Annotated in this window: 13 protein-coding genes; 9 read left to right on the plus strand and 4 right to left on the minus strand. The window is 65.6% G+C overall.

All coding sequences use genetic code 11. The features are described 5' to 3' along the window. The first annotated feature begins 78 nt into the window (after positions 1 to 78). The 3 genes from UNPA324_RS19500 to UNPA324_RS19510 all read left to right on the plus strand — a co-directional run bounded on the left by UNPA324_RS19500 (position 79) and on the right by UNPA324_RS19510 (position 3,613). Complete coding sequence (locus UNPA324_RS19500) at positions 79 to 246, plus strand: hypothetical protein (RefSeq protein WP_164936679.1); 168 nt, start codon at positions 79 to 81, stop codon at positions 244 to 246. Between the two features lie 243 nt (positions 247 to 489). Beyond that, a complete protein-coding gene (locus UNPA324_RS19505) occupies positions 490 to 1,698 on the plus strand; it encodes an MFS transporter (RefSeq protein WP_141935472.1) in 1,209 nt (402 codons plus the stop codon). 199 nt (positions 1,699 to 1,897) lie between these two features. Then, positions 1,898 to 3,613 carry an N-acyl-D-amino-acid deacylase family protein gene (locus UNPA324_RS19510; protein WP_141935473.1) on the plus strand — a complete coding sequence of 572 codons (1,716 nt, stop codon included), beginning with the start codon at positions 1,898 to 1,900 and terminating at the stop codon, positions 3,611 to 3,613. Positions 3,614 to 3,825: 212 nt separating this feature from the next. Here the strand turns inward: UNPA324_RS19510 and UNPA324_RS19515 are convergent, their stop codons facing one another. Continuing rightward, positions 3,826 to 5,175, minus strand: coding sequence for an MFS transporter (locus tag UNPA324_RS19515; protein WP_128923019.1), 1,350 nt, complete (start codon positions 5,173 to 5,175; stop codon positions 3,826 to 3,828). A gap of 145 nt (positions 5,176 to 5,320) precedes the next feature. On the opposite strand from UNPA324_RS19515, the gene UNPA324_RS19520 reads away from it, so the two are divergent. Genes UNPA324_RS19520 through UNPA324_RS19535 form a run of 4 tightly spaced genes read left to right on the plus strand, consistent with a single transcriptional unit; the run spans position 5,321 to position 9,921 of the window. Next, a complete protein-coding gene (locus tag UNPA324_RS19520) occupies positions 5,321 to 5,974 on the plus strand; it encodes an ABC transporter ATP-binding protein (protein WP_128922859.1) in 654 nt (217 codons plus the stop codon). After that, positions 5,971 to 8,433 (plus strand): ABC transporter permease, encoded by a 2,463-nt coding sequence (locus tag UNPA324_RS19525; protein ID WP_141935475.1) that lies wholly within the window; start codon positions 5,971 to 5,973, stop codon positions 8,431 to 8,433. Before UNPA324_RS19520 ends, UNPA324_RS19525 begins: the two co-directional genes overlap by 4 nt. Continuing rightward, on the plus strand, positions 8,423 to 9,505 hold the full coding sequence (locus UNPA324_RS19530; protein ID WP_141935477.1) for a lipocalin-like domain-containing protein: 1,083 nt from the start codon (positions 8,423 to 8,425) through the stop codon (positions 9,503 to 9,505). Before UNPA324_RS19525 ends, UNPA324_RS19530 begins: the two co-directional genes overlap by 11 nt. 26 nt (positions 9,506 to 9,531) lie before the next feature. Then, a complete protein-coding gene (locus UNPA324_RS19535; protein WP_128922856.1) occupies positions 9,532 to 9,921 on the plus strand; it encodes an MAPEG family protein in 390 nt (129 codons plus the stop codon). 206 nt (positions 9,922 to 10,127) lie between these two features. Here UNPA324_RS19535 and UNPA324_RS19540 read toward each other — a convergent pair whose 3' ends face one another. The 3 genes from UNPA324_RS19540 to UNPA324_RS19550 form a co-directional block, all read right to left on the minus strand. Next, positions 10,128 to 11,321, minus strand: a complete 1,194-nt coding sequence (locus UNPA324_RS19540; protein WP_128922855.1) for an ABC transporter substrate-binding protein — start codon at positions 11,319 to 11,321, stop codon at positions 10,128 to 10,130. A 193-nt stretch (positions 11,322 to 11,514) separates the two neighbouring features. Next, entirely contained in the window at positions 11,515 to 14,676 is a 3,162-nt protein-coding gene (locus tag UNPA324_RS19545) for an efflux RND transporter permease subunit (protein ID WP_141935479.1), read from the minus strand. Further along, the gene (locus UNPA324_RS19550; RefSeq protein WP_181769447.1) at positions 14,673 to 15,878 is read right to left on the minus strand and encodes an efflux RND transporter periplasmic adaptor subunit; all 1,206 of its coding nucleotides are present in this window, start codon (positions 15,876 to 15,878) and stop codon (positions 14,673 to 14,675) included. The genes UNPA324_RS19545 and UNPA324_RS19550 overlap by 4 nt, the downstream gene beginning before the upstream one ends. Positions 15,879 to 16,348: 470 nt before the next feature. On the opposite strand from UNPA324_RS19550, the gene UNPA324_RS19555 reads away from it, so the two are divergent. Together UNPA324_RS19555 and UNPA324_RS19560 are read left to right on the plus strand one after the other, a co-directional pair. Next, positions 16,349 to 17,503 carry an iron-containing alcohol dehydrogenase gene (locus tag UNPA324_RS19555; RefSeq protein WP_181769448.1) on the plus strand — a complete coding sequence of 385 codons (1,155 nt, stop codon included), beginning with the start codon at positions 16,349 to 16,351 and terminating at the stop codon, positions 17,501 to 17,503. A 13-nt stretch (positions 17,504 to 17,516) separates the two neighbouring features. Continuing rightward, positions 17,517 to 19,067, plus strand: a complete 1,551-nt coding sequence (locus tag UNPA324_RS19560; protein WP_141935485.1) for an AMP-binding protein — start codon at positions 17,517 to 17,519, stop codon at positions 19,065 to 19,067. Positions 19,068 to 19,114: the final 47 nt, after the last annotated feature.

A 19,114-nucleotide genomic window follows, 5' to 3' on the forward strand; every position in this document is an offset into this window, starting at 1 on the left:
GCGATGATTGCGCCAAGTCAGGGACCGCACATATTTTCGGGTTAGGATCGGGTGCAGCATCACCATCCGGGATCAGCCATGACCAAGATCGGCAAACCGAGCGCGCCTCCCAAAATCGCCGACAAAAAGCCGGCGGATGACAAGGCGAAGATTCCCCCGTCTCCTCGTGATGACGACGACTACGAGGACGGCGACATCGCAACGCCGAAACGCGACCGCTACGGTCCGGACGACGAGCCGTTGTGAGGGTGTGGCCCCAAACTCCGCTGTCATCCTGCGAACGCAGGGATCCATAACCCCAGGGAGGAGTTTGGCGGAGGAGCGGCGTTCGGTACTGCGACCGGTCGCAATCGAGAGATCACGCGGTATGGGTCCCTGCGTTCGCAGGGACGACAGACCGCCGGCACTACCTGCCATGCGCCTGCGTTTATGGACAAATAACTGCTCTCCGATAGTTTCCGCGCTTCTGGGGAGTGAAACGGAACTGCAATGGTCGACGTTCTCGCCGCACCGCAACAAGGCAAGGCGGACAGCGCGCTGCGCACGCTGACGGGAATCTCGATTGCGCATTGGGTCAGCCATTTCCATTTGCTGGTCCTGCCGATGCTGTTCCCGTTTCTCAAAGCGCAGCTCGGCGTTGGCTATATCGAGCTTGGCTTCGCGCTCACCGTGTTCGCGGTGGTGTCCGGACTGACGCAGGCGCCGACCGGCTACCTCGTCGATCATTTTGGCGCGCGCAAAATCCTGATGATCGGCCTCACGCTGGGCGGCTTAGCGCTGATCCTGCTCGGCCTGCACCTCAGCTACGTCTCGCTGATTGCCTGCGCCGTGCTGCTAGGCCTCGCCAACAGCGTCTATCATCCCGCGGACTACGCGATCCTGGCCGAGCACATGGACGAGGCGCGGATGGGGCGCGCCTTCTCGATCCACACCTTTGCCGGTTTTCTCGGCGGAGCGGTGGCGCCGGCGATCGTTGCCGCACTCGTCGCCCTGTCCGGTGGCGTCGGCGCGCTGATCGCATCTGGCGCGATCGGCATTCTGGTGGCGCTGCTGCTGCTCGTCATGAACATTCCCGACGCCGGCGCCAGCAAGACGAAGCCGGGCACGGAAAACGCGCCGAAGCAGGCCGTCATCACCCCGGCGCTGATCACGCTGACGGCGCTGTTCATGCTGCTCAGCCTGTCGGTCGCCGGTATCAACAATTTCGGCGTCGTCGCGCTGATGAGCGGCTATGGGACCTCCTATTCGGCAGCCAACGTCATGCTGACCGCGTTTCTCGGCGCGAGCGCCGCAGGCGTGCTCGCCGGCGGCTTCCTCGCCGATCACACCGAACGCCACGGCTACGTCGCCGCGGCCTGCTTTGCCGTGAACGCGGCCATCGTGCTGCTGATCGCACTGGTGACGCTGCCCGGCTGGATCCTGACCGCCGCGATGACGGTGGCGGGCTTCCTCTCCGGCGTGATCGCCCCCTCCCGCGACATGCTGGTGCGCAATGCAGCTCCTCCCGGCGCGGCAGGCCGCGCCTTCGGCATCGTCTCCACCGGCTTCAATCTCGGCGGCATCGTCTCACCCCTGCTGTTCGGCTGGATCATGGACCAAAGCGCGCCGCACTGGGTGTTCGGCGCGTCGGTGATCTTCATGATGGCGACGGTGGTGCTGTCGCCGTTCACGGAACGGAAGCGGCAAGGCACGGCTTGAGCTACACATTCGGTCGTCGTCCCCGCGAACGCGGGGACCCATAACCACAGGGAGATGTTGCGGCGCGAGACTGGTCACTCCGAGTCTTCGCAAAACATCTCCCTGGGGCTATGGGTCTCGGATCTGCGCTTCGCTTGTCCGGGACGACCGCTGAGAGAGACTCGCACAACAAGCAACAACAAACCGGGAAGAAACACCAATGAGCATCCCTGATCTCGTCATCCGCGGCGGCACCGTTGCGGATGGAAATGGCGGCGAGCTGTTCGAGGCTGATGTCGCCATCACCGACGGGAAGATCAGCGAAGTCAGCAAGGTTGAGTCGAAGGGCCGCGAGGAAATCGACGCGCGCGGAAAATTGGTGACGCCGGGCTTCGTCGACGTGCACACCCATTACGACGGCCAGGTCACCTGGAGCCAGGACATCACGCCGTCGTCGCAGAACGGCGTCACCACCGCGATCATGGGCAATTGCGGCGTCGGATTCGCGCCGTGCAAGCCTGAGGATCAGACCCGGCTGATCCAATTGATGGAGGGGGTCGAGGACATTCCCGAGCCGGTGCTGAGCGCCGGCATTCCCTGGGCCTGGGAGAGCTTTCCGGATTACATGGACTGGCTGTCGAAACGCGATTTCGACATCGATGTCGGCGCGCAGCTGCCGCATGCGGCGCTGCGGGTCTATGTCATGGGCGAGCGCGGCGCGCGGCGCGATCCCTCGACCGCACAGGACAATGCCGCGATGGCAAGGCTCGCGGGCGAAGCGGTGCGCGCTGGCGCGCTCGGCTTCTCAACCTCGCGCACGCTCAACCACCGCACCTCGACCGGCGACTTCACGCCGACGCTGAAGGCCGGCGAGGACGAGCTCACCGCGATTGCCGGCGCGATGCATCGGCAGGGTCGCAGCGTGCTGCAATTCGTGCTCGACCTCTCGACCATCCACGAAGACCTGCCGATGATGCTGCGGGTGGCGGACGCCACCAAATGCCCGATCTCGTTCTCGATCACGCAGAACGACAAGGCGCCAAACCGCTGGCGCCAGACGCTGGACGAGATCAACGCGGCCGCCAGGCGCGGCCTCTCCATCACCGCGCAGATTGCGGCGCGCCCGGTCGGGCTGCTGCTCGGGCTCGAGCTGTCGCGCAATCCGTTCCAGACCCATCCGAGCTACAGGACAATCGCGCATCTGCCGCTGACCGAGCGGCTGGCGCGGCTGCACCAACCAGAGGTGCGCAAGGCGATCCTGAGCGAGACGGCGACCGCGACCGACGATCCGCTATTCTTCCGGCCCAACTACGACAAGATGTTTCTGCTCGGTGATCCCCCCGATTACGAGCAACCGCCGGAGAATGCGCTGGGGCCGCAGGCGCGCAGGCAGGGGCGCCAGCCGGAGGAGCTGGCCTATGATGCGATGCTGTCGGACCAGGGCCGCGGCATGCTCTACGTGCCCTTCCTCAATTATTCCGACGGCAATCTCGATGCGACGCGCGAGATGCTGATCGACCCGCAATCGGTGCCGGGGCTGTCCGACGGCGGCGCCCATTGCGGCATCATCTGCGACGCCAGCTTCCCGACCTATCTCTTGACGCATTGGACGCGCGACCGCACGCGCGGCGAGAAGCTGTCGATCCCGTTCGTGGTCGCGGCGCAATCACGCAAGACCGCGCTCTCGGTCGGCCTCACCGACCGCGGGCTGATTGCGCCCGGCTACAAGGCCGACGTCAATGTGATCGACTATGACCGCCTGCACCTGCATCCGCCGAAGGTGCATTACGATCTGCCCGTGGGCGGGCGACGGCTGTTGCAGGATGTCGACGGCTACGAGGCGACGATCGTGTCAGGCGTGGTGACGCGGCGGCAGGGCGAGGCGACGGGACGGCGGCCGGGGAAGCTGATCCGGGGCGCGCAGGGGGTGAACTAGCGCAAGCGCGTTGAGATCGAAGGCCGCGCCTCGATCTCAGTGTCGTCCCCGCGAACGCGGGGACCCATAACCACAGGGAGTGGTTGTGGAGTTAACTGGTAACTCCGAGTCTTCGCCAAACCACTTCCTGTGGTTAATGGGTCCCGGATCTGCGCTCCGCTTCGCTGCGCTTGTTGTCCGGGACGACAGTGTTGGTTGGGTAAATAGCCCCCTTACGTCGGCGACACCGCGCCCTTCAGCGCTGTGCCTTGCGTCGCCGCACCGCGCGTCAGCCTGGCCTTTTCCGTGTTCGGCCAGAGCAGCAGCAGGCCGAGCAGGCCGGAGCCGACCATGATCACGGCGTTGATGGTGAAGCCGGTCATGTAGCCGTCGATGGTGCTGCCGGCACGCTGGATCGTCGCCCCCATCACGGCCGGCGCGACGATGCCGGCCAGCGTGTAGAGCGCACCGTAGATCGCGAGGATGGCGCCGCGCTGCGAGGTCGGCGTGAACTCGCCGAGCATCGGCGGGCAGACGACATAGATCGCCCCGCACAGGCCCGAGCCGACCACGAGCAGCGCGATCTGCAGGCCCGCACCCTGAACATGCGGCATCGTCGACAGAATCAGCCCGCCGATCACCAGCGGCACCGAACCGAGAACGCCGCGCGCCGCGCGGGTGTTGTAGCCGCGCGCCATCATCACCTGCGAGATCCACCCGGTGAGAATGACGGTGGTGGCGCCGAACACCCAGGGCAGGATCGAAATGAAGCCGGCCTGGCTCTGCGAGAAGCCGAGCCCCTTGACGATGAACGGCGTGAACCAGGTCAGGCCGAGCGACAGCGCCCAATAGGCACCGAAGGTCGCCGCGACGCAGCCGATGAAGGTGCGCGAGGTGAGAAGCTGCAAGTAAGGGATCTTCTGCTCGGTCGCGGCCAGAACCTGCGTGTCCTCCAGCGGTCCTTCCTTGCCGAGCGCGAGCCAGGCACACACCCAGATCAGACCGACGACACCGAGCGCGCCGAAGGCATAGTGCCAGGAATGATTGACGATGACCCAGTTCAGCGCCGGCACGGCGAGGATCACGCCGAAAGCCGAGCCCTGCGACAGGATCGCGGTCGGCAGCGTGCGCTTCTCGTCGGGGAACCATTTGTAGATCGCGTGCGCGGCGACCGAGAAAGCCGGGCCTTCGCCCGCGCCCAGCACGACCCGGCAGATCAGGAGCGTGGTGAAGGAGACGGCGCCGACCATCGGAAACTGCGCCAGCGCCCAGACCACCGCAAGCGCCAGCAGCACCCAGCGCGTCGGCACCTTGTTGACGATGAAGCCAACCACGATGGCGGCGATCGAGAACAGGAAGAAGAACGAGGAGCCGAGCAGGCCGAACTGCTCCGGCGAGAGCTTCAGATCGGTCATGATCGGCACACCGGCGAGGCCGACAACGATCTTGTCCGCAAAATTCACGACCATGAAGAGAAAGAGGAGAAAAGTGACGGTCCAGGCGCCCTTCGGCGTTGGCTTTGCCGAATCCCTGGATTCTCCTGCCGTCCTGCCCGCCGCATTGGGCGTTCCCTGAGCGCTCATCATTCTCCCCGCATGTCTTTTTTGGCACTTTTTTGATTTGGCCGTCTTGGGAGCTAACAACGGCTTCGAGACCAACGCAACCCGGCATTTCCGCAGCAGGTGTGCTACGCAACAAGTCCGTTAATTCCGTCCGGCGCCATTCATCGTGCTGAGCATTCGAAATCTTTCCAAGACCTTCTCCTCGGCCGGCGAACCGGTCCATGTGCTGCGGGGCGTCGATCTCGACCTGAGGGCCGGCGAGCGCGTCGCGCTGACCGGCGAGTCCGGCAGCGGCAAGAGCACGTTGCTGCACCTGATCGCGGGGTTAGACGCCGCCGATGGCGGCACGATCCGGCTGGAGGACACCGAGGTCACCAAGCTCTCCGATGCAGGGCGCGCGGCCTTGCGACGCGACCGGATCGGCCTGGTTTTTCAGCAGTTCAACCTGATCCCGAGCCTGTCGGTCGCGGACAATCTGGTCTTCCAGGCGCGGATCGCCGATCGTCACGATGCGACCTGGACCAAAGAGCTGGTCGAACGTCTCGGGCTCGGATCACTTCTGAAGCGCTATCCCGAGCAATTGTCCGGCGGCCAGCAGCAACGCGTCGCGATCGGCCGGGCGCTGGCAACAAAACCCTCACTGCTGCTGGCGGACGAGCCGACCGGCAATCTGGATGAAGACACCGCAGAGGACGTGCTGGCGCTGACGCGCGATCTCGTCGCGCGCACCGGATGCGGCTTCCTGATGGTGACGCACAGCCTGCATCTGGCCGGCGCGCTCGACCGTCACCTCACCTTGCATGCGGGACGGATCGCATGAGGCGCGCGCTCTGGATCCTCGCGGTGCTGCTCAGCCATTGGCGGCGTCACAAGATGCAGTTCGCGACGCTTCTGGTCGGGCTGATCGCGGCGACCGCGCTGTGGAGCGGCGTGCAGGCCATCAACCAGCAGGCCCGCACCGCCTATGACCGCGTCGCGGCAACGTTCGGCGGCAGCCGCACGGCGATGCTGGTCGCGCCCCATGCAGCGACCTTTCCCCAAAACTTGTTCATAAAACTCCGCCGCGCCGGCTGGCCGGTGTCGCCGGCGCTGGAGGGCCGGGTCCAGATCAACGGCCGCTCGGTGCGGCTGCTCGGGATCGAGCCGGTCACGCTGCCGGTCGACGTCGGCAACGCACCGCGCCTCGGTGCTGCGGATTTGAGCAGCTTTATTGCACCGCCGGGCCAGACATTGGTGGCGCGGGAAACGCTGAGCGACTTGCAGGAAACGGAAGGCGCGGCGCCGCCGATCAGCAACGGCGCAAAGCTGCCGCCGCTGCACGTGCTGCCGCAGCTGGTGCCCAACGTGCTGGTGGTCGATATCGGCGTGGCGCAGCGCCTCCTAAACAAGCCGGATCAGGTGTCGCGGCTGCTGATCGGCCGGCCGAAGAGCAAGCCTGCTCCGCTCGCAAGCATTGTCGGCGACCAATTGCAACTGATCGAGCCGACTGCGGAGACCGAGCTGGAGCGCCTGACCGACAGCTTCCATCTCAACCTCACGGCGTTCGGCCTGTTGTCGTTCTTCGTCGGTCTCTTCATCGTCAATTCGGCCGTCGGCCTCGCCTTCGAGCAGCGGCTGCCGATGCTGCGGACGCTGCGCGCCTGCGGCGCCTCTGCGCGGCTCGTCAACACCGTGCTGGTGGTCGAGCTGGTGGCGCTGGCGCTGGTCGCCGGTCTGATCGGGCTGGTGTGCGGCTATTTCATCGCGGCGGTGCTGTTGCCCGACGTCGCGGCGTCGCTGCGCGGGCTCTATGGCGCGCAGATTCCGGGGCAACTCTCCCTGCGGCCTGAATGGTGGCTCGCCGGCATCGGCATCAGCGTTGCGGGCGCGCTCGTCGCGGCGACGACCAGCCTGATCAAGGCGGTCAGGATGCCGGTGCTGGCGACCGCGCAGCCGCGCGCCTGGCAGCAGCGGCAGCGCCGCTGGCTGGCCCTGCAGAGCTGTGCGGCCTGCGTCGTGTTCGCGGTCGCGCTGTTCCTGCTTCGCTATGGCGAATCGCTGATTGCGGGCTTTGGCGTGCTGGCGGCCCTGATGCTCGGCGCGGCGCTGATCCTGCCGGCCTTCCTCGAACTTCTCCTGCTCGCAGGCCAGCGTAGCGCGCGAAGACCGCTTGCACTGTGGTTCTGGGCGGACAGCCGGCAACAACTCTCCGGATTGTCGCTGGCGCTGATGGCCCTGCTGCTGGCGCTCGCCGTCAATGTCGGCGTCTCCACCATGGTGGAGACGTTCAGCCGCACCTTCATCGGCTGGCTCAACGGCCGGCTCGCCGCCGACGTCTACATCAGCGCCTCCGACAATGCCCAAGGCGTCGCGATTCGGAACTGGCTGAAGCAGCGCAGCGACGTGCAGGCGATCCTGCCGGGCGGCCGCGCCGAGGTGCAGGTTCAGGGCCAACCGGTCGAGCTGCTCGGCCTGCCCGATCACGCGCTCTATCGTGAGCGCTGGCCGCTACTTGAGGCCGCGCCGCGCGCCTGGTCCCGGCTGGTGCCCGGCAACGCCGCCTTCATCAGCGAGCAGCTCAGCCGCCGCCTGAATGTGCGCATCGGCGACGTCGTCGAAGTGCCGGCACCTAGCGGAAGCTGGGAGTTCGACATCGTCGGCATCTATGCCGATTACGGCAATCCCAAGGGGCAGCTGACCGTGAACGTCGCTGCGCTGATCCGGCAGTTTCCGCAGACGCCGCAGACACGGATCGGCCTGATCGTCGCCAACGAGAACATTCCCGGCCTGATCGCGGCCCTGCAGAAGCAGTTCGCGCTCGACGACCGCAGCGTCGCCGATCAGGCCACGGTGAAAGCGGAATCGATCCGTATCTTCAACCGCACCTTTGCGGTGACCTCCGCGCTGAACGCCTTCACGCTCGGCGTCGCCGGGATCGCGCTGTTCACGAGCCTGCTCACGCTGGCGAATTCCCGCCTGCCGCAGCTCGCGCCGCTATGGGCGATCGGCATCACGCGGCCGCGTCTTGCCGCGATCGAATTGACCAAGACGCTGTCGGTGGCGCTGTTCACGGTGCTGCTCGCGGTGCCGCTCGGGCTCCTGGTGGCGTGGTGCCTGATCGCGATCGTGAACGTGAAGGCGTTCGGCTGGCGGTTGCCGTTCCATGTGTTTCCGGCACAATTGATCGGGCTGGTTACGGTGGCGCTACTGGCCTCGTTACTGGCGGCCCTCCTGCCGGTCGTGCGGCTGGCGCGGATGCAGCCGGCCAGCCTCGTCAAGGTGTTCGCCAATGAGCGCTGATCGCATGTCGCGCCGTGCCTTCACCGGCGGGATCGCTGCGCTGGCGCTCGCACGCCGCGCCGGCGCGCAGGGCTATGCCGGGCTCGGCGCGACGGCGGACGGCTTTGCGAAGGTCGCGCCGGGAAAACCGTTCGCCTTTCCGGTCGATCACGGGCCGCATCCGGAGTTTCGTATCGAGTGGTGGTACCTCACGGCCAACCTCGTCGACGGCAGCGGCGCGGCTTGCGGCCTGCAATGGACGCTGTTCAGGCAGGCGGCGCAGCCGGGTCCGCAAGGCGAAGGCTGGGCCAATCAGCAGGTGTGGATGGCCCATGCCGCGGTGACGCGCGCCGACACCCACCGCTTCAGCGAAGTGTTTTCACGCGGTGGCATCGGGCAGGCCGGAGTCACGGCCAAGCCGTTCGCGGCCTGGATCGACGATTGGGAGATGAAGGCCGTTGAGCGTACCGACGATCGCGCTTTGGCGCCGCTGACGCTGAAGGCGTCCAGCACCGATTTCGGCTACGCGCTGACGCTGGAGACCGATCGTCCGGTCGTATTGCAGGGCGATCGCGGCTACAGCCGCAAATCGGAGCGCGGCCAGGCGTCCTATTATTACAGCCAGCCGTTCTACCGCGCGCGCGGCACGCTCACCATCGACGACAAGCCGGTCGATGTCTCGGGCCAGGCCTGGATGGACCGCGAATGGAGCAGCCAGCCGCTCGACGCCGACCAGACCGGCTGGGACTGGTTGTCGCTGCATCTGTCGTCGGGCGACAAGCTGATGCTGTACCGGCTGCGGCAGAAGGACGGCAAGGACTATCCGTTCGGCAATTGGATCAGCGCCGCCGGCGAGACGCAGATGATCGCAGGTGCCGACATCCAGATGCTTCCGAAGGCGACGGCGGAGGTCGCGGGACGCAGGCTGCCGGTGGAATGGCAGATCGCGATCCCGTCGCGATCGTTCTCGATCCTCTGCAGGCCGCTCAATCCCAGGGCCTGGATGGGGACCGGCTTTGCTTATTGGGAAGGACCGATCAGCTTTGCCGGCACGCATGACGGCGTTGGCTATCTCGAGCTGACCGGGTATTAAGCGCGGTCTGTTTGAAGGGACCCGCAATGTATCACCTCACCGCCCTCGTCACGCTGCTGGCGATCGCATTTTATTTCTTCACCAGCCTCAACGTCTCGCGCGCACGCACGAAGACCGGCGTCAAGGCGCCCGCGATGTCGGGCCATCCGGATTTCGAACGCGCCTTCCGCGTCCAGATGAACACGCTGGAATGGATGCCGATTGTCCTGCCGGCGCTCTGGCTGTTCGCGGTCTATATCAGCGACGCCATTGCGGCCGGACTCGGCGCAGTCTGGATCGTCGGGCGCGTCGTCTACTTCGTGGGCTATTCGAAGGCGGCAGCCAAGCGCGGCCCCGGTTTTGCGATCCAGGGCATCGCCGCCATTGCGCTGTGGGCGGGGGCGCTGGGGGCGGTGATGTTGCGGCTGGTGAAGTGAAGCACGAGCGGCAACCACACACTCGCTGTCGTCCCGGACAAGCGCAAGCGCAGATCCGGGACCCATAACCACAGAAAGAAGTTGTAGCGCGAGCAGTAACTCCGAGTCCCCGTAACCATGTCCGCCTGTGGCTATGGGTCCCGGATCGGCGCGCGCTTGGGCGCGCTTGTCCGGGACGACACTGAGTTTGTTGAACCGCCGTCCCCTTACTTCGTCAGCGGACAGCCGCTGTCCTTGGCGGTGAAGAACGCCTTGTCGCCGGGGACGGTGGCGAGCAGCTTGTAATAGTCCCACGGCTTCTTCGACTCCGCGGGCTTCTTGACCTCGAACAGATACATGTCGTGGACCATACGGCCGTTCTCGAGCACCTTGCCGCCTTGCGCGAAGTCGTCGTCGACCGGCAGCTCCTTCAGCTTCTTGGCGACCGCTTCGGTATCCTTGGTGCCGGCGGCCTTCACGGCCTTGAGATAGCTTAGCGTCGCCGAGTATGTGCCGGCGTGGATCATGCTCGGCATGCGCCCGGTGCGCTTGAGGAAGCGCTCCCCGAGATTGCGCGTGCGGTCGTTGAGATCCCAGTAATAGCCTTCCGTCAGCACCAGGCCCTGCGCGGCCTGCAGGCCGAGGCCGTTCACTTCGGCAAGCGTCATCAACAGGCCGGCGAGCTTCTGGCCGCCGGAGACGATGCCGAATTCGGACGCCTGCTTGATCGAGTTTGTGGTGTCGAGGCCGGCATTGGCGAGGCCGACGATCTTGGCCTTGGAGCTCTGCGCCTGCAGCAGGAAGGAGGAGAAGTCCGAGGAGTTGAGCGGCACGCGCACCGAGCCGACGACCTTGCCGCCATTGGCGGTGACGATCTCGCTGGTGTCCTTCTCCAGCGCGTAGCCGAAGGCGTAGTCCGCGGTGAGGAAGAACCAGGTGTCGCCGCCGGCTTTCGTCAACGCGCCGCCGGTGCCGACGCCAAGCGCGCGGGTGTCGTAGGCCCAGTGGAAGCCGTAGGGCTGGCAGGCATCGCCTGTCAGCCGCGAGGTCGCGGCGCCGACGACGATGTCGATCTTCTTCTTTTCCTTGGACAGCTCGTGGATCGCGAGCGCGACCGAGGACGTCGTCAGCTCCGTGATCATGTCGACGTTCTCGACGTCGTACCAGCGCCGCGCGATCGAGGTCGCGAGGTCAGGCTTGTTCTGGTGATCCGCGGTGACGAGCTCGATCTTCTGGCCCAGCACCTCGCCGCCAAAATCCTCGATCGCCATCTTGGCCGCCTCGACCGACCATTTGCCGCCGTAATCGGCATAGACGCCGGACTGGTCGTTGAGGATGCCGATCTTGACGCCTTGCGCGGAGGCCGGCGCCGCCAGCATAAGGGCAGAGGTTGCGACGGCGGCCAAAAGTGCTGATTTCATCTGTTAGCTCCCAGCAGTTTTCTGTTTTGAAATCGCGCGGATAGTAGTGAAGAACCCCGCGCCTGCCCATCCATTTCACGTTGGTCGTTAGTATGGAGGTGTGCGCTGCATTCTCCGCTGTCGTCCCGGACAAGCGCGCGCAGATCCGGGACGACGGCAGGGGTGGGGAGGTGCCGGTGGCCATCACTTGCACTTAGGAAGCCACGACCTCCGGCTTCTTGTCCCTGCGTCCTTCCGCAAGGTTCCGCACCACTACATAGAAGATCGGCGTGAACAACAGGCCGAACAGGGTGACGCCGATCATGCCGAAGAACACGGCGACGCCGACCGCCTGCCGCATCTCCGAGCCTGAGCCGGTCGAGATCACCAGCGGCAGCACGCCGAGGATGAAGGCGAAGGAGGTCATCAGGATCGGCCGCAGGCGCAGGCGGCAGGCCTCGATGACGGCCTCCAGCCGCGGCCTGCCCTCGTTCTCGATGTCGCGCGCGAATTCGACGATCAGGATCGCGTTCTTGGCCGCCAGTCCCACCAGCACGACGAAGCCGATCTGGGTGAGGATGTTGACGTCCTGCCCCATGATGCGCACGCCGATGGTGGCGGCAAGCAGGCACATCGGCACGATCAGGATCACCGCAAACGGCAGCGTCCAGCTGCCATATTGCGCAGCGAGCACGAGATAGACGAACAGCACGCAGATCGGGAATACGTAGAGGCCGGCATTGCCGCCGGTGACCTGCTGATAGGATAGATCCGTCCATTCGAAGGTGAAGCCGCTCGGCAGGGTGTCGTCCGCCAGCTTCTTGATGGTGTTGAGCGCGGTGGTCGAGCTGGTGCCCGGCGCCGGCTCGCCCTGGAGCTCGGACGCGGCATAGAGATTGTAGCGCGCGACGCGGTCAGGCCCCGAGACGTCCTTGAACTCGACCACGCTGCCGAGCATCACCATGTCGCCGGAGGCGTTGCGCGTGCGCAGGCGGGCGAGATCGCTGGGCTCCTTTCGGAACGGGAAGTCGGCCTGCGCGGTGACGTGATAGGTGCGGCCGAACAGGTTGAAGTCGTTGACATAGGTCGATCCGAAATAGCTCTGGATCGTCTCGTTGATGTTGGAGATGGGAACGCCAAGCTTCTGCGCCTTGGTGCGGTCGATATCGACGAAGAGCTGCGGCGTGTTGGCCGTGAACGGCGAGAACACCGAGGTGAGGGTCGGCGCCTTGCGCGCGGCAGCGACCAGCTCGTCGGTCGCAGCGGCGAGCATTTCGGGTCCGCGCCCCTGGCGATCCTGGACGCGAATGGTAAAGCCGCCGCCGGTGCCAATTCCGGGCACGGCCGGCGGCGGGATGACGATAATGAAGGCACCCTGGATCGCCAGGAGACGCTTGCGCAGCTCCGCGGTGATCGCGTTAGCGGACAGCCCCTTCTTCAGCCGCGCCTCGGGCTCGTCGAACACCGGGAACAGTGCCGCCGCGTTACCGGCTTGCGTACGGGTGGCGCCGGAGAAGCCGGCAAAGGCGGCGACGCGGACGATGCCCGGCGTATCCAACGCGATCCGCTCGATCTCGCGCACAACCTCGGTGGTGCGCGCCAGCGAGGCCGCACCCGGCAATTGCACGGAGACGATGACGTAGCCGCGATCCTGCGCCGGAATGAAGCCTTGCGGCGTTGTCCCGATCAGCCAGCCAGCGCTGCCGATCAGCACGACGTAGATCAGGATCATCACCACCGAGTGCCGGATCACGAAATTGGCAAGACCCGCATAACCGTGCGCCAGCCGGTCGAACACGCGGTTGAAGACCCCGGTGAAGGCGCCCCACGCCCGCGCGATGACATTCCAGACGGCGGGCGGCCGCTTCGCTTCATGCGGGGTGAGGATCTGCGAGGCCAGCGCCGGCGACAGCGTCAGCGAGCAGAAGCAGGAGATCGCGGTCGCAACCGCAATGGTGACGGCGAATTGCTGGAAGAACTGCCCGGATATTCCACCCAGGAAGGCGGTCGGCACGAACACCGCGCACAGCACCAGCGCGATCGAGACCAGCGCGCCGCCGACCTCCTCCATGGTTTTCAGCGCGGCATCGCGCCGGCTCAGGCCGTGCTCGAGATGACGCTCCACGTTCTCCACGACCACAATCGCGTCGTCGACCACGATGCCGACGGCGAGCACGAGGCCGAACAGAGTGAGATTGTTGATGGAGAAGCCCAGCGCCGCCATCACCGCGAAGGTGCCGACCAGCGACACCGGAATCGCGATGATCGGAATGATCGCGGGCCGCCATCCCTGCAGGAACACCAGCACCACGACGACCACGAGCAGCATGGCCTCGTAGATCGTCTTGATCAGCTCGTGGACGGACTGCGCGATGAACTCGGTCGGGTTGTAGCCGATGTTGTAGTCGAGGCCTCTCGGGAAGCTCTGCTTGAGCCTCGTCATGGTGTCGTTAATGTTCTTCGCCGTCGCGAGCGCGTTCGATCCCGGCCGCTGCGTCACCAGCATGGCGACCGCGGATTTGCGCAACAGGAAGCTGTTGGTGGAGTACGCCAGCGCACCGAGCTCGATGCGGGCAACGTCGCGCAACCGCACGACGCGGCCGTCTGAGCCGGCCTTGATCAGGATGTCCTCGAACTGCTTCTGGTCCTTCAGGCGCCCCGTAAAGGTCAGGTTCGGTTGGAAGGCGCGGTCGGCGATCGGCGGCTCGGCGATCTGGCCGCCCGCAATCTGCACGTTCTGCGCGCGGATCGCGGCCAACACTTCGGCCGAGGTCAGGCCGAGATTGGCGATCCGGTCGGGGTCGAGCCACAACCGCATCGAATAGTCGCGTGCGCCAAAGATCTGGATGTCGCCGACGCCGTCGAGCCGCAGCAGCTGGTCGCGGACCTGGAGCAGTGCGTAGTTCGAGATGTAGAGCTGGTCGAACGTGTCGTCCGGCGATAGCATGAACACGACCATCAGGATGTCGGGCGAGTTCTTGCGCGTGGTGACGCCGTTGCGCTGCACCTCCTCGGGCAGCCGCGGCTGCGCGATGGCGACGCGGTTCTGCACCAGCACCTGGGCCTTGTCGAGATCGGTGCCGAGCTTGAAAGTGACGGTGATGGTGAGCTGACCGTTCGACGTCGCCTGGCTGTAGAGATACAGCATGTCCTCGACGCCGTTGATCTCCTGCTCGATGGGAGCTGCGACCGTGTCGGACACGGTCTGCGCGGAGGCGCCGGGATATTGCGTGGTGACGACGACGGTCGGCGGCACCACTTGCGGATATTCGGAGACCGGCAGCGTGGTGTAGGCGAGCGCGCCGACGATCAGGAGCACGATCGACAGCACCATCGCGAGGATGGGCTGATTGATGGAGAGGCGGCCGAGATTCATGACTTGCCACCGGCCGGCGCCTGCGCCGTCTGCGGGGCGACCTTGGCGCCGACGCGGGCGCGCTGGATGCCGTTGACGATGACGCGGTCCTCCGCCTTCAATCCGTCGCGGATCACGCGCAGGCCGTCATCCAGCGGCCCGAGCACCACGGGACGCGCCTCTACGGTGTCGTCGGGTTTCACCACGAACACGATCTTGCGGGACTGGTCGGTCGCGACGGCGGCATCCGGAATCAGCAGCGCCTCATACGGCGCGCTGCCGATCAGCCTGACACGCCCGAACTGGCCGGGCAGGATCGACAGATCGGTGTTCTTGATCACCGCGCGGCTGCGCAGCGTGCCTGTCGAGACATCGAGGCGGTTATCGAGAAAGTTGATGGTGCCTTCATGCGACGGCTTGGTCTCGCCGGCGAGCGTCACCTGCACCGGGTTCGCCGTCTCGCGCGAACTCGGGCGCCGCCCTTCGAACCACAGCTTGCTGTATTTGATGAAAGTCGCCTCATCCATGTCGAAATAGACGTAGATCGGATCCAGCGTGACGATGGAGGTCAGCAATGTCGACGTGCCGCTGTCGCTGCCCTGCACGAGATTGCCGGGACTGACCAGATGGCGGCTGACGCGGCCCGTCAGCGGCGCCGTCACATGCGTGAATTCGATATTGAGCCGGGCGGCCTTCAGCGCGCCATCGGCCTGCATCTCGGCGGCGTGGGCCGCCTGCAAGGCCTGACGCCGCTGATCGACGACCTGCTCGGAGACGGCGCTGGTTTGCACCAGGCTCAAACCGCGATCGAGCTCGCGCTTGGCGAGCTCCACCTTGGCCCGGGCATCCGACAGCTGGCCCTCCGCCTGCGTCGCCACCGCCTCGAATGGACGCGGGTCGATCACGTAAAGCAGGTCGCCCTGATGGACGATGGCGCCGTCCTGGAATTCCACGGAGTTGACGAAGCCGCCGACGCGCGGCCGCACCTGAACCTCCTCGACCGCCTCGAAGCGCCCGGTGTACTCGTCCCAATCGGTGACGGTGCGCTTGACCGGCTGGGCGACGGTCACGGGCGCTGGCGGGGGAGCAGCTCCTTGCGAGGCTGGCTGCCCGCAACCGCTGAGCGCGAATGTCGCGCCGACAAACGCGGCGATTGCGCCTAGTCGAACCGGAACGCAATCGTGCTTTTGGACAAACGGCTCGCTTCCATCCGGTCGGCTCATCCCAGGTCCTCGCACAAAAGCCGCAGAAAAGGCAGGGTACGCCCCTACCTGCGGGCGTCCCAAGATGGGTGGCAAAGATGAACTCTTCAAGGCCGCGGTGCGCGCAATGCTCGGACGGACGCCCTGGCCGGATGGCGGGTTGACAGCCGGATAGCCGGCCTCGCGCGAGGTGTTGAGCGGACGGATCGCGAATGGCGTTATTCGCGGAGGTCATGAATTGGGAGGGTGCCTCCTTCGCCTCTCCCCGCGTGCGGGGAGAGGCCGGAGCGCATCGCAAGATGCGATCCGGGTGAGGGGGAGCCTCCGCGAGTCCGACTGTCAGCTCCCTCGCGGATAGCCCCCTAACCCGACCCTCTCCCCGCACGCGGGGAGAGGGAGAAGAGCCCCCAGCGCCTTCACACATGACGGCGGCCGGCGGCTCGGCTAGATTGCCCGCACAAGAACAAGACGAATTGTCCGGGAGGACAGGCGTGCACCAGGGACGTGTCGTTTTCGGCGCGATCGAGGAGGTCGTGTTCGGCCATGCTGCGGCCGGCGCCATTGTCGCGCAGATGGACCGGCTCGGAACGCGCCGCGCCTTCCTGATGGTCTCCGGCACGCTCAACCGGCAGACCGACGAAATCGAGAAGATCAAGCAGGCGCTGGGCTCCCGCTGCGCCGGCCTGTTCGACGCCATGCCTGCGCATACGCCGCGCGAGGCCGTGATCGCGGCCACAAATGCGGCGCGCGGAGCGAATGCCGACCTGATCGTCACCGTCGGCGGCGGCTCGATCACCGACGGCGCCAAGGCGGTACAGCTTTGCCTCGCCAACGGCATCACCGATATCGACGGCATCGAGCGCATCCGCGTCCACAAGGGCGTCGCGCCCGAGATGACCGCGCCCACGGTGCGGCAGATCAGCGTGCCGACCACGATCGCCGGCGGCGAGTTCAGCGCGATCGCCGGCGTCACCGACCGCCGCACAAATGTAAAGCAGATGTTGCGGCATCCGCTTGTCGTGCCGCGCGCGACCATCCTCGATCCTGCCATCACCGTGCACACGCCGGAATGGCTGTTCCTGTCGACCGGCATCCGCGCCATCGACCATTGCGTCGAGGCTATCTGCTCGCGTGAGACGCATCCCTATGCCGATGCGCAATCGGTGAAGGGCCTCGCCATGCTCGCCGACGCGCTGCCGCGGGTGAAGGCGGACCCTGGCGATCTCGACGCGCGGATGGATGCTCAGATCGGCACTTGGCTGTCGATGGGCGCGCTCGCCGCCGGCGTGCCGATGGGCGCGAGCCACGGCATCGGCTATGTGCTGGGCGCGGCCTTCGATGTGCCGCACGGCTACACCTCCTGCATCATGCTGCCGGCGGTGATGCGCTGGAATGCGCGCGACAATGCCGAGCGGCAGATGATCGTCGCCGCCGCCATGGGCTTTCCCGGCCGCAACGCCGCCGACGTGCTCGATGCCTTCATCCGCGCGCTCGGCATGCCGCGCAGCCTTAGCGAGGTCGGCGTCTCGCCGGAGCATTTCGAGGCGATCGCCGAACAGGCCATGCGCACGCCCTGGGTGCCGCGCAACCCGCGCAAGATCGAGGGTCCTGCCGACGTGCGGGAAATCCTGCTTCTCGCCGCATGATCCCGGAGGATAGATGTACACTGGTCACCACGCCCGCCTGCGTCCGCTGCAGCCCGCCTTCATCATGGCTGCCACAGGCGAGGCCGTCACCTATCGCGAGCTGGAGGCGCGCAGCAACCGCCTGGCGCATCTGTTCCGCAAGCGCGGCTTGAGGCGGCTCGACCATTACTCGATCTTCATGGAGAACAATTCGCGCTACCTGGAGGCCTGCGGCGCGGGCGAACGCTCCGGGCTGTACTATACCTGCATCAACTCCTTCCTGACACCGGGCGAGCTCGCTTATCTCCTCGTCAACAGCCAGTCGAAGATCCTGATCACTTCGGTGGCGAAGCTCGACATCGCGCGCGAGGCGATCCAGGCCTGCCCCGAGATCAAGCTCTGCATCGTCGCCGATGGCCCGGGCGAGAGCGAGCGCATCGTCGGGCTTGCAGACGTGACCGCGGACATGCCGACGACACCGATCGCGGACGAATGGCTCGGCACGGCCATGCTCTATTCGTCCGGCACGACCGGGCGGCCGAAAGGCATTCTGCGGCCGCTGCCGGAAGAGCCGCCGAAGCACAATCTGCCGCTGTTCGATTTCCTGACCAAACTCTGGCACTACCGCGAGGGCATGGTCTACCTCTCGCCGGCCCCGCTCTATCATTCCGCCCCGCAAGCCGCCGTGAACCTCACGATCCGCATGGGCGGCACCGTAGTCATCATGGAGAGCTTCGATCCCGAGCGTTACCTCGAGCTGATCCAGCGCTGGGGCATCACGCACACCCAGCTGGTGCCGACGATGTTCTCGCGCATGCTGAAGCTGCCGGAGGAGGTCCGCAAGCGTTACGACCTGTCCTCGCTAGAGATCGCGATCCACGCCGCCGCGCCCTGCCCCGCTTTGGTCAAGGACGACATGATCAAATGGTGGGGACCCATCATTCACGAATATTACGGCGCGACCGAGGGCCTCGGCTTCACCGCCTGCAACAGCGAGGAATGGCTGGCGCATCGCGGCACCGTCGGCAAGGTGCTGCTCGGCGACCTCCACATTCTCGACGAGAACATGCGGGAATGCCCGACCGGCACGCCGGGCCAGGTCTGGTTCAAGACGGCATCGCCGTTCGAATATTTCAACGATCCGGAGAAGACCAAGGAGGCGCGCTCGGCCGACGGCAGCATGAGCACGGTCGGGGATGTCGGCTATGTCGACAAAGACCGCTTCCTGTACCTGACCGACCGTGCGACCTTCATGATCATCTCCGGTGGGGTGAACATCTATCCGCAGGAATGCGAAAACCTCCTGATCACCCATCCGAAGGTCGCCGATGCCGCCGTGTTCGGCGTGCCCAATGCCGATCTCGGCGAAGAGGTGAAGGCGGTGGTGCAGCCGATGCCCGGCGTCGTGCCCGGCGAGGCGCTCGCCGAAGAGCTGATCGCGTTCTGCGCAAAATCGCTGTCGCGGCAGAAGGTGCCGCGCTCGGTCGATTTCGACAAGGAATTGCCGCGGCTGCCGACCGGGAAGCTGTACAAGCGCCTGCTGCGGGACCGGTATTGGGGCAACAAGGCGTCGAGAATCGTGTGAGGTGGCTGTTCACTCAAGCGCGAGACGTAGCCAAACAGAAGGTGTCG

Origin of the sequence: Bradyrhizobium sp. UNPA324, assembly GCF_006658635.1 — a bacterium.
In the GTDB taxonomy this organism is placed as follows: Bacteria; Pseudomonadota; Alphaproteobacteria; order Rhizobiales; family Xanthobacteraceae; genus Bradyrhizobium; species Bradyrhizobium nanningense.